Genomic DNA, 12,360 nt, shown 5'->3' with positions numbered 1-12,360 from the left:
CGCAAGCATCTGCAAGCCTACCTCGATGAGTTCGTCTTCCGCTTCAACCGCCGCCGCACCCGGCACGCAGCCTTTCGGTCCCTACTGGGCATCGTCACCACCAAAGGGCCCATCACCTACGATATGTTGATCGCGCCGGAAGCAAAGGGATAAGCCTTAGGCCTAAAAATGTTTAATATGACACCATCTGAAAAGAAAGAATACAGAAAATAATCTAGAAAAAAACATGGGCATGTTGTTAGAATAAGGGCGTTTGATCCATGTAAAAAAATTAGAGATAGCGCTCTTCTGCAATGTACAGTACAAATATTATGCGATCTTGTCTACAAGTACTGGCGTATATACGATGATATTTATCCAGCCTCTTATGGCATTGTGACTGCCGTCGAATTCACGCTTGAGTATGTAAAAAAGGAATTTCTTCCGAATGGGTGCGACATAGCGGATTTTCGCACCGTTATTTATGACAAATACTTTCCGAATGGCGACAAAGTTGAGCTTATGGACGAAACATATTATCGCTTGCGCGGCTTAACGGTCCGGTTCCGGGACCATGAGGGTTCGAACAATGGCTGACATCAGGGGCTACCCGAATCCTCTGGCGGAGGAACTGGCAGGCCGATTGGGGCTGCGCTTCGCGTCCCGCGCCGGAACACCGATGTGACTGGCCGAGGCAGTATGGCGCGTTGTCGTGCACCTGGATGGGGGCGCCTGGATGGGTCACCTGGATGGACGCTGATCCTGATCGGCGATGACCCGGGCTCGTCCCGATCATCGCCGCCACCGCCCCGGCCGCCCAAGGGCGGCCATCTTTGGAACGGCGCCGCGATGCGGCACCGAGGCCGCCGGCCGTCGAAAAGGATGACCCGTTCCGTCGGCCGGTATGAGCCCCCGCCCGAAACTGGAGGGTCACTCCGCCCGGGCATCGGCCTGCCGATCGGGCGCGCGCCGGGGCAGGGTCAGCGTGAAGGTCGTGCCCGCCTGCCCCGGGTCGCTCTCCACCTCGATCTGGCCGCCGAGCGCGCCGGTCACCAGACTGTAGACGATGTAGAGCCCCAGGCCGCTGCCGCCCTGCCCCAGCCGGGTCGTGAAGAACGGATCGAAGATGCGCGCCCGGATGTCCGGCGGAATGCCGACCCCGTCGTCGGAAAACACCAGCCGGACGGCATCGGGGCCGACCGCGCGCGCCGTGATCCGGATCAGGCCCCGCGCCATGTCCGTGAAGGCATGGGCCAGGGCGTTGGACACCAGATTGGCGACGATCTGTTCCAGCGGCCCCGGATAGCTGTCCAGGTCCAGGTCGGCCGGCACATCGGTCTCGATCCGGTGCTCCGTGCGTTTGAGGGTCGGCCGCAGGGTGGACAGCACGTCCTCGATCGTCCGGGCCAGATTGAAGGCGCGGCGGCGCACGCTGGTCTGGTCGATGGCCACTTCCTTGACATGGCTGATGAGGTCCGCCGCCCGGACCGTGTTGCGCTCCAACAGGTCAACGGACTCCCGGCCGGTCTGCAGGAAGGACATGAGCTGCGAGCGGCGCAGCGCGCCACTTTCGATGCCGGCGGCCAGATCCCTGAAATGCTCGCCCAGCGTGGTCGCCACCATGCGGGCGTTGCCCAGGGGCGTATTGAGTTCGTGGGCCAGCCCGGCGACCAGGTTTCCGAGCGACGCCAGCTTCTCCGCCTGCATCAGTTGGCTCATGGCCTGCTGCAGGGCAGTGGTTCGCTCCGAAACCAGATCCTCGAGATGCTCGCGGTAGGTCTCCAGTTCGCTTTCCGCCCGCTTGCGGGCGGTCACATCGATGGTCAGTTCCACGATGCCCCGCACGGCCCCGTCCTCAAGGACCGGCGCGAGCACGTTGCGGAAAAACCGCTCGCCGCCATCCAAGGTCACCCGGAGTTCCTCATCGGCCACGGCCCCGCCCAGAACCGCGTCGAACCGGGGCCCCCACCGGATGTCCTGGCCCCGGTGAACCGTGGTGTCCGCCGCCATCTGGCCGAGGATGTCGCCCCATCGCGCCCGGGAGGCGGAGTTCTGCAACACGTACCGCCCCGTCGTATCGAGCAGGAAGAAGTCGAACGGGATGCTCTCGACGGCGGCGCTCAGGCGGGCCTCACTCTCTCGCAGGGCGCGTTCCGTGCGCTTCTGCTCGGTCAGATCGTGGATCGATGACAGGAAGACCCGTTCGTCCCCGAGGGAGATCGTTTCCGCCGACCAGAGGATTTCGCGAGGCTTGCCCGCAGGGGTGTAGAAGACCACCGGAACGTCCCGAACCATGCCCTCCGCGCGCAGGCCCGCAATGGTCTCCGAGCGGTCCTCGGCCCGCTTCCAAAGGCCGACGTCGAGGGTCGTCTTCCCGACCAATGCTTCGCGGGTGGTCTCGAACAGGGTCAGCCAGCGATCGTTGGCGTCGATGATGCGGCCGTCATCGATTCTGGAAATCAGCATCGCCGCCGGGTTGGCGCGAAACGCCTTGGCGAACCGCTCCTCGCTCTGCCGCAGCGCCTCTTCGGCCTTCGTGCGTTCCGTAATGTCCTGGACATACGACAGGAGAACCGGCTCTCCGCTGAGGGTCACCGACTCCGCCGACCAAAGCTGGTGACGCACTTCTCCTGACTTGCTGCGGATCCGGACCGGAAAATCGGTCAAGGACCCGGTGCGCTCGATCACCGCGTGAGCCTGCGTCCGCGCCTCAAGATCGGGCCACAATCCGATCTCCCGGGACGTTCGGTTCACAACCTCGTCCCGGGTGAAGCCGTGCACGCTGAGCCATCGCTCATTGACGTCAATGATCCGAGCCGTATTCCGACTGACGATGGCGGTCGGTGCAGGGCTCGCCCGGAACGCCTTGGCGAACCGCTCCTCGCTCTGGCGCAGGGCCTCTTCGGCCCGGGCGCGGTCGGTGATATCGCGGACGTTGGCCAGGATGGCCTGCCGGTCTCCGTAGGGGATGGCGCGCAGCATCACCTCGACGGGAAAAACGGACCCGGACTTCGGACGCATGGCCTGGATCTCGAAGCGCTTGATCTGCCCTTCCATGACATCGCCCCAGATTTGCGCGAACTCGGCGGGACTGAACCCGGGCGCGCAAAGGTCAGGGATCGTCTGAGACGGGACGTCATGGTCCTCCAGATCATACATCTCCAGCATGGCCTGGTTGGCCGTCAGGATGCGCCCATCCGCGTCGTGAACAATGACGCTGTCGATGGTGTTGTCGAACACGGCCCGATAGCGGCCCTCGCTTTCCATAAGCTGACGGCGCAGAAGCGCGCCTGAGAGCGCATCCGCGATCCGTTCGGCGATGCTCTGGAACAGGCGCTGCTCGGCGGCGGTCCAGTCCCGTTCGGATGCGCATTGGTGCAACCCCAGTTGCCACGCCTCGCGAGACCGTGGATGCAGGGCGATGGCCATGCGACTGCGGGTGCCGAACTGCTGAAAGTCCTCGGACTCCGGCTCGAAGCCGGTCAGGACGGGCCCCGTGCGGGCCAAGGCCTGCCGGAACACCGCCCGCAGCGTTGCGTTCGGCCGGACCATGCGCGGACCGTCGGGCGGGCCGGCGTACGGCGCGAGGGAGTCCTCTACGGTCACCTCGACGACCGCGGCGTCGGGGTCACACGGATGCAGCAGATAGGCCCGGTCGGCCCGGAAGATCGTGCGGACCTCCCGTGTCAGGTCGGCCAGAAGGCTTTCGTCGCGCTCCGTCCGGGTGAGAATGCGGGACAGGCTGTCCAGGCTTTCCAGGAACCAGACGTGCTCCTGCTGGGCCCGATAAGACTCGCGGTGCTGCCAGGTATGGGCGAGGATCTCCGCCGCCAGCCGCAGGAACCGCATGTCGATCTCCGACCACGGCCGCTGGCGCGTGACGGCGTCCAGCCCCAGGACCCCCAGCAACCGGGCGCCGGCGATCACGGGAATGCAGATCAGGGAATGGGGGCCGGGCTCCAGCAGCGCCGGCTTAAACCGGAGATCGAAGTCGGAGTCATGCGTCCGGACGCACATTGCCCGTCCGGCCAGCATGTGGTCGTAGAACGGCGCGTAGTCCGCCGTCTGCAATCGCTGGAGGTCCCCGATCTGCGGCACCGTTCCGGGCCCGCACCATTCATGCGTATTGGTGGCCGTCCGGCCGTCCGCGGACACATCGAACAGGAAGGCGCGGTCGGCGCGCGTCAACTCGCCAATGCGCCGCAGCATCCAGTCCACACGGTCGTCGATGTCGTCCCACCCCGGCTTGAGCATCAGCGCCGAGATATCGGCGAGCGCCTGTTCGGACTCCAGGTGGAACCGCAACCGGGCCTCGGCCGCCTTGAGATCCGTGATGTCCAGGAAAGTGAGCGCGAGGTGTGTGATCTCGCCCTCCGCGTTGCGCAGCGGGAAGGCGGTCGTATCCAGATGCAACACCGCCCCCCCGGGCGACTGCCGCAACTCGAACTGAATCTGGAGGCGAACCGTCAAACCCTCCGACAGGACCCGCTGGAACTGGGTCCGGCTGTCCCCGTCGCGCAGCCGGTCGTCCTCGAACAGATTGTACCCGTTCAAGGCGTCGGTGGCCCCTGTGACCCGGAAGAGCTCGAACGCGGCCCGGTTGGCCCGGACCACGGCCCCCGATCTGTCGAAAATCACGAGCGGCAACGGGCTTTGCGAGATGATGCTGTCCAGGAACGCTTCCGAGGCCCGGATGGTCTGTTCCGATTTCTTACGGTTAGAAATGTCCCGGATAAAAGTTAGCGCAAACTCCTTGTCTCCGACGGCTATATAATTCGCTATCACCTCAACCGGAAAGGACTCACCATTCTTCCTTTTGTGCCTCGTTTCAATGACCCCAACACCCTCTTTCCTCAACCAGTCCCATAGCTCTGCCACTTTCTCTATGGGATAATCCGGGTTGAATGTATCGACGGTGCAGCCAAGCAATTCTTCCCTTTGGTATCCCAGCGACCGACAGGCTTCATCGTTGGCATAGACCAATCGGCCCTCGTGATCGTGCCAGGTGATCCCAATCGAAGCCCGGTCGTTGGACAGTTGGGTGAGCTTCAGCGCCTCCTCGACCCGCTTGCTCTCCGTGATGTCCATGTGCGTGCCGAGCATTCGGGTGGGCCGCCCGAACTCGTCGCACTGAACCACCCGCGCGGCGGTCCGGACCCAGATCCAGTGGCCGGCCGCGTGCCGCATCCGGAACTCCGCCGTCATGTCTTCGCGCCGGCCCTCAACACAGGCCTCGTAAAGGGCCGCGACCCGGGCTTGGTCGTCGGGATGCGCCCAGGCCTGCCACACGTCGCGTGAGACCAGGTGCTCCGTGGGCTCCCGCCCGAAAAGCGCTTCGTGAGCGGGACTCAGCCGGGCCATCTCGGAGACCAGATCAATCTCGAAGGGCGCCTGCCCCGACACATCGAGCGCCAGGGCCAACCACGCCTCGTTCTCCCGCCAGGTCCCGACGGCCCGTTGCGCCTCGGTGAGGGGGGAGACGGTGGCGCAGATGTGGGGGCGGTCGCCGATGTCCACATAATGGGACACGACCTCGATCTCCCGCGGCGACCCGTCGCGCGCGAAATGCCGGGCCTGAAACCGGATCTGTCGCGCCTGGCGGAGCGAGTCCCAGTGCGCGGGCCACTGCTTCGCCGAAAAATCGCGGTTGATGTCCCAGATGAAGAAGGCGAGCAGGTCCTCCCGCCGATACCCCAAAAACTCACAGACGGCATCGGACACGCCGAGAATGCGGCCGTCCGACCCGATCCAGAACATCAGCGTCTCGTCACCCGGCGGGGCCTGATCGAGCTGAGTCACGGGGCGCTCCTTCGCGGCGGGGTCTTCCGGTGCGGCCTGCGGCCGGGCGACCGCGCCGGCCGCCCCGATCCGGCCGTCACCCCTGGCCGGCCAGCCAACGCTCGAAGTCCGCCGCAGGCATGGGCCGGCCGAAGAGGAATCCCTGCCCCTCCTGGCATCCCATCCGCAGCAACTGCCGGCGCTGCTCTTCGGCCTCGACGCCCTCCGCGATGGTGACGAGGTTCAACTGGTGGCCGAGCGAAATCACCAGCTCGGCGATGCCGGTCGCATCCCCGCGTTCGGTAATCTCCTGAACGAAGCTGCGATCCACCTTCAGCCGGTCCACGTTGAGCTGCTTGAGCACGCTGAGCGAGGAATAGCCGGTGCCGAAATCGTCCATGGCCACGGTGATCCCCATGCTGCGGATCTCCTGAATCTTGGCGGCCGTCGAGTCGATGTGACCGATGGCGACGGACTCCGTCAGTTCCAATTCCAGTTGTTGGGGGGAAATGGCGCAGTCCCGCAAGGCGCGCCCCAGGGCCGGCACGAACCCGGGCTCCCGGAACTGCGTGTGCGAGACATTGATGGCCATGCGGAAGCGGTCGTACCCCCTGTCGGCCAGATGCTTCAACTGGCGCCCCGCCGTGCGCAGCACCCATTCGCCGATGGGCACCGTCAACCCGGACTGCTCGGCCAGGGGGATGAACTGATCCGGCGGAATGGACCGACCGTCTTCCGTTTTCCATCGCAGCAGAGCTTCCGCCCCCAGCACGCGGCCGGTCTTGAGATCGACCTGGGGCTGATAGGCCAGGAACAGACGTTCGGCGGAAAAGGCGGCCCGCAGTTCCGTCAGCATGCGGATGCGCTCGCGCGCCGCAAGGCTGAGGTCCTCCGAAAAGAACGTGGCCCGTCCCCGTTTCAGAACCTTCGCCTGCTTGAGGGCGATGCTGGCGTTGCGCAGCACGTCCGCATTGGCCGGCGCCTGCCGACCGACCCGGATGACGCTGGCCGTCGCCGAGACCCGAAGCACTTCGCCGTCCAGGTCGAAGGGCAGCGCGAACACGGACTCGATCCCGCCTGTGGTCACCAACGCGGCGGGTCCCAGCACCCCGAAGGTATCACCGCCCACCCGGCCCAGGACCGCCGGCGCGGTGAACACCTCGCTCAGGCGTGTGGCCACGGCCTCCAGCACCCGGTCGCCGAAGTGATGATCGAGCACCGTGTTCATCTCGGCGAAGTCGTCCAGGTCCACCAGCGCCAGCACGGTGTCGTCGCCGTTGACCTGCCCGTCCACGATCTCGATGAACCCCTTGCGGTTCGGCATCTGGAGCAGCGGGTCCATGTAGGCGTAGTCATAGAGGCGCTGCTGCAGGAACACATTCTGGAACCCGACCGAGACATTGGCGCAGAAGATTTCCAGAAGGCTCCGGTTGACCTCGTCCGGCTCGCCGTCGGCATCAACGTAGGCGGCGATGCCCGCGGTCTCGCCGACGCTGAAGTAGAAGCACATGGGACCGGCCGTCAGATGCGCACGGCTGTCCAGGCACGTGCGCAGGACCTGTCGCAGGTCGCGCTCCGGCAGATCATCCAGCGGGCAGTCGATCAGATCCCGATATCGCCCGGCGGCGGCAATCACCCGGGCCTCTTCGCCGTCCACAACGGTTCCGGCGCAGACCAGCCCCTCCGGCTCGATCCCCAGCAGGGCGCAGAGTTGCGTGACCACCCCCTCGGCGTAGAGCCGGACGGCCCGCAGCTTCGCCAGACCCGTGCTGGCGGCGAGAATCAGTTCCAGGCCCTTTCGGCTCATCTCCAACTGATGGATCTGCCAATAGGACCGGATCGCGACGGCCAGGGTGGTATAGAGCCGGGTCCGCGTCAGTTCGGACTTGGTCTTGTAATCGTTGATGTCGAACGTGCGGATGGTGTCGATTTCCGGCGCGTAGCCGGGCTGGCCGGTCCGCAGCACGATCCGGACCGTGCCGTTGCCCAGGTCTTCGCGGATGCGGCGCACCAACCGTAGGCCGGCGTCATCCGTCTCCATGACCACATCAAGCAGCACGACCGCGATGTCGGGCTCGCGGATCAGGGTCTGGAAGGCCTCCTCGGCCGAATGGGCGTGAAACAGACGAACCAGCCGCCCTTCGATGGGCAGATCCCGCAGGGCCAGTCGTGTCGCCTCGTGAACATCGGCCTCGTCATCCACCACGAGGACCCGCCAGGGCGTCACCGTTTCGCAGGGGCTCTCGACGTCGTCGTCAACGAACGCAAACAATTCATCGTCGCCAAAAAGGGGCATACTCGCCATAAGCCGATCACCGATTGCCGATTGCCCTCTCGTGTCCCTCGTGTTTTCCCGGCCTCAGTCGATGACCGTTGGGGTCGTTGGCGGGCCCTCTCCCCGATCCGACCCGCCCCAGGATACGCCCGGGCACAGTCGGATGGGGGAGAGGGCGGATGCCGATCGGCGGGGGGAAGACACGGCTCCCGCCTTTGGTATTCGTCAGTGTGCGGCAATCCCCGACAAAAGACAATGTGTCAGCTTGGCATGACCCGCTTGATACAACCAATAGACCTTGTAGATTGCTTTTAAAGCCAGTGTTCGTCACCACTGCGGCCGGTATTCGGCAATTCGGCACATGAGTCCTTAGAGAATTGAGGGGGGTTCGCCCGATGGGGAGCGACACCCCCTTGATGGCGCGCTTCCCGCCGCTGTCAGGTCAGGCCGAAGCGGGACAGCGCCTGGGCCAGATCGTCGCCGAAGCTGGGTCCCTTCTTCAGCAGCCCGGCGCGCGGCGGCAGGTCGCGCAACGCCGGATGCCCCCATTCGTAGCTCGTCAGCAGCGCGAACGGGATGTCCCGCGTCGGCGGCATGGCGGCGAAGGCGCAGGCCAGATCGACGCCGGTCATCTCGCCGATCTCCTGCCCCGCGATGATGAGATCCGGGCGCACGCGAAACACCTGCTCGAAGGCGTCGAAGGGAATCTTCACGCAGGTGCTGTGCAGTCCGCAGGCGGCCAGTTCACGCTCCACCAGATGCGCCCCGGCACGATCACGCAGCACCAGAAGGACCTCGATCGGGCGCGGAACCACCACTTCGAAGTCAATGTCGAACGTCCGCTTGATCGGCAGTTCGCGGACCACCCGGGCGGCCGCGTCCGACCCCTCAAGACGCCCCTCCAGCGCATCTTCGAGCCGGCCGGCGAAGGACTCGATGTCAGACAGGGTCTGTTCATCCAGAGTGTTGAGCGGCCCGACGTATTCGTCCATCCGGCGCAGCACCAGACGCACGTTGGGCAGCACCCCGGAGGGGGCCTGTGCGTTGAGCGAGCGCACCGCCGCGCGCAGGCCCACGACGGCGGCCTCCGGCTCGGTGGCGCCGGAGCGCACATTGCTGGCGATCACGTCCACCGTGTCGATGGTCTGGCGGACATCCTCGCGGAATTCGGCCTCGATCTCGCGGTCGATATCGTCGGCGTTCGGTACATCCTTCGTGGCGATCATCTGCCTTCGGCCCCTCTCCAGACGGCTCTCCGACCCGAGAACCGCATCGTTTCACTGTAACCCTCCCGGCGGACGCCCGAAACCCCCTCGCCCGACGGGGGGGGGGAGCCCGCGCTGGGCAACGGATTCAGGTTCACGTGACGGCACGTTCCGCGCGGTCGGAGCGGGCCTCTCGAGATCCCTCGTCTCGCTACGCTCACGCGGGATGACTCATTAAAATTATAGGATGTCATCCTGAAGCCGCGAAGCGGCTGAAGGACCTCCAGCGCAGATCTCCGACCCGTTGCAAAGACCTGGAAGAGCGATGCCGTTAACCTGTGCCCGTCGCCCTGGAAGCCCGCGCGACGGCGTTGGCAAGCCCACCCGTCGGCGTGTATGAAGACGAAGCGCCACGGTCGCGGCCATCGCGACCCGGCTTCGTCGCAGCCTGGAAGGCCCGGTTTGCACCCGACCCTGATCCGATACGTCTCGCGCCATTTCCTGGTGGCCCTGCTGGGCACCCTGCTGGTCACGGCCGGGTTGATCCTGCTGTTCGACGTCATCGAACTGCTGCGCCAGACCGCCAAGGTCGAGGAGGCGACCCTCGGCATGGTCGTCTCCATGGGCCTCCTGCGCCTGCCTCTGGTGTTGCAGACCGGGTTGCCGTTCGCCTTCCTGGCGGCGGCCATGATCGCGTTCTGGCGCCTCGCCCGCTCCAGCGAGCTGGTCGTCATTCGGGCCGCCGGGGTGTCGGTCTGGCAGGTGCTGGTCCCGCTCGTGGTGCTGTCCATGGTGCTGGGCGCGATCAATGTGGCCGCCGGCAACCCCATCGCCGCCGCCCTGTTCACCCAGTTCGAGCGCAAGGCCCACGAGATCGGAATCGGCGGAGACAACCCGTTTTCGCTGTCCCAGGGCGGCATGTGGCTGCGCGAGTCCACGGACGACGGGTTCACCATCGTCCATGCCCGCGACGCTCGGCAGGAAAACCGGGTGCTGTTCCTGTCGGATGTCATGGTGCTCGAAATGGGGCCGGACGACCTGCCGACCTGGCGGGCCGACGCGGAGCAGGCGCGCCTTGCAGGCAACCGATTCCTGCTGACCGGGGCGATGGTCTCGGTCCCGGGGCGCCCGCCGGAACGCTACGAGATGCTGTCGGTGGAAACGAACCTGTCCCTGCCCAAGATCCAGGAGCGGTTCGCGGCGCCGGAATCCATGTCGTTTTGGGACCTGCCCGACTTCATCGCATTCTTCGAGTCCGCCGGGTTCTCGGCCGAGGCGCACCGGATGCACTGGCATGCCATGATCTCGTCCCCGGCGTTGCTGTGCGCCATGGTGCTGCTGGCCGCCGTGTTCGGCTTCAACGCCCGCCAGCGTCAGGGCGCCTGGCTGATCCGCGTGACCGGCTGCGCCCTGACCGGATTCGTCATCTACTTTTTCTCCCAGGTGACTTATACCCTCGGCCAGTCCCAGACCCTGCCGGTCGCCCTGGCGGCCTGGGCGCCGGCGCTGGTCAGCGCCCTGCTGGGCGCCGCCCTGCTGTTCCACCTGGAGGACGGCTGAGGCGGCCGCGCCGGCCGGGGTCGGACCGCATGGCTGGCCCTGTCCCGCGCGCCGCGCGGTCCCCCGACCCACCCCCCGACGACGGAGCCCGGATGAACGACGTCCCCGTGTCCACGCCCAGGGCCATTCTGGCCAGGGCTGTCGCAGCCATCTGCGGCCCCTGGGGCGTTGCCGTCCTGGTGTTCGCCATCACCGCCGCGCGGCTGGTCCTGCTGTCCAGTGAGCTGGCCCTGCCGGTGATGCCGGGCGAGGCCGACTTCTGGCTTCTGGGGCAGACGAACCGACCGCTCTGGCCCGAAACGGGCCCGGCCCTGCCCTGGCTGCTGGGCCTGTTGTCCGAGACCTGCGGCGCCGACGCCCCGTGCCTGCGCCTGTGGGGGCCGGTGGCCCACGGCATCGCCATGTGGTTTGTCTATCGGCTGGGGGTGCGCCTGTTCGACACCGTCACGGGGTTCTGGTGCGCCGTGCTCTATGGCACCCTGCCGCTGGTCATGCAGGGCGGCCTGGTGGTGGGGCCCATCGCGCTGATGATGCCGCTGTGGACGCTGGCCCTGCTCGCGCTCGCCCGCACCCACGTGACCCGCGGCCTGTGGGAGTGGGGGGTTCTGGGCGCCAGCGTGGGCCTTGGCCTGCTGGTGCATCCGGTCATGGCGCTGTTCGTGCCCCTGGCCCTGCTGTACCTGGCGACCTCGCCCGAGCATGCCGGCGTGTGGCGCCGGCCCGGACCCTATGTGGCGATCCTGGTGGGCCTGGCCTGCCTGCTGCCGGAATTGCTGCGCGCGGCGGCCGATGACTGGGCGGCTGCCGAGCGCCTGCTCGCCGCCGTGACCAGCCCGATCGACGATCCGTGGAACCTGGCCTCGACCATCGGCATCGGCATCCTGCTGGCCGGGCCGGTGCTCGCGGCGGTGCTGATCTGGCTTCTGATCCGCATGCCCGCCCTGCTGCGGTCCGGCGCCTGGAGCGACTACCGCGTGCGGCTGCTGCTGCTGTTCTCGGCCCCGGTCCTGGCGGTCACCCTGGCGCTGACGCTGGTGCGCGACGATGGCGCGATGCTGACGGGCGCGGCCGTGCCGGCGGCGCTGGTGATGGTCTGCGGCTGGTTGCTGGTGCGCGGACAGATGGGCTGGACGGCGGCGGCCCTGGCCGCGAACGTGGCCGTCTCGGCGGCCCTGCTGATCGGCCCCCAGACCCTGCGGGCCGAGGGCTGGGTGGTTCCCGCGGGCTTTGATCCGGTGGCCCGCCAGCGGATGGCCGAGGCCGCCGGACACTGGCTGGAGGCGCTCGCCCGCGCCCACCCCGGCGTCACCCTGGCGGTGGCGGGCGCGGACGCGCCGCTGCTGGCCTATCACGCCGCCGTGCGGGACGTACCGACGCGGGTGGTGGGCACCCATCCGCTGGCGGTGCCGCAGGACGCCTTTCATGGCCTGCTGGTCATGCCCGCCGCCCTGGCCGAGGCGGACGCCGGCGGCGACGAAATCCGGGGCCGCCTGACCGTCACCCTGCCGGATGGACGGACGACGGCCTGGGCGGCCGCCATGGTGCCCTGATGCTCACCCACCC

At 66.5% G+C, this 12,360-nt stretch carries 5 protein-coding genes and 1 pseudogene; 3 read left to right on the top strand and 3 right to left on the bottom strand.

Annotated features, from left to right (window positions below):
• Positions 1–153 (top strand): annotated as a pseudogene (locus GHC57_RS07820) (IS1595 family transposase); the annotation flags it as partial.
• Between the two features lie 756 nt (positions 154–909).
• Here the strand turns inward: GHC57_RS07820 and GHC57_RS07815 are convergent.
• The 3 genes from GHC57_RS07815 to GHC57_RS07805 all read right to left on the bottom strand — a co-directional run bounded on the left by GHC57_RS07815 (position 910) and on the right by GHC57_RS07805 (position 9,258).
• Positions 910–5,778 carry a PAS domain S-box protein gene (locus tag GHC57_RS07815; protein WP_153342913.1) on the bottom strand — a complete coding sequence of 1,623 codons (4,869 nt, stop codon included), beginning with the start codon at positions 5,776–5,778 and terminating at the stop codon, positions 910–912.
• A gap of 76 nt (positions 5,779–5,854) precedes the next feature.
• The gene (locus GHC57_RS07810; protein WP_211369143.1) at positions 5,855–8,029 is read right to left on the bottom strand and encodes an EAL domain-containing response regulator; all 2,175 of its coding nucleotides are present in this window, start codon (positions 8,027–8,029) and stop codon (positions 5,855–5,857) included.
• A 440-nt stretch (positions 8,030–8,469) separates the two neighbouring features.
• Complete coding sequence (locus GHC57_RS07805) at positions 8,470–9,258, bottom strand: PleD family two-component system response regulator (RefSeq protein ID WP_153342909.1); 789 nt, start codon at positions 9,256–9,258, stop codon at positions 8,470–8,472.
• Positions 9,259–9,699: 441 nt separating this feature from the next.
• Between GHC57_RS07805 and lptG the strand changes: the two genes are divergently transcribed.
• Positions 9,700–10,797, top strand: coding sequence for an LPS export ABC transporter permease LptG (gene lptG, locus GHC57_RS07800; RefSeq protein WP_246152196.1), 1,098 nt, complete (start codon positions 9,700–9,702; stop codon positions 10,795–10,797).
• Positions 10,798–10,889: 92 nt separating this feature from the next.
• Positions 10,890–12,347, top strand: coding sequence for a glycosyltransferase family 39 protein (locus tag GHC57_RS07795; RefSeq protein ID WP_170294752.1), 1,458 nt, complete (start codon positions 10,890–10,892; stop codon positions 12,345–12,347).
• The last annotated feature ends 13 nt before the right edge of the window (positions 12,348–12,360 follow it).

It is taken from the genome of Roseospira navarrensis, assembly GCF_009601025.1.
Classification (GTDB): Bacteria; Pseudomonadota; Alphaproteobacteria; order Rhodospirillales; family Rhodospirillaceae; genus Rhodospira; species Rhodospira navarrensis.
This window is presented reverse-complemented; position numbering and strand designations above follow the sequence as displayed.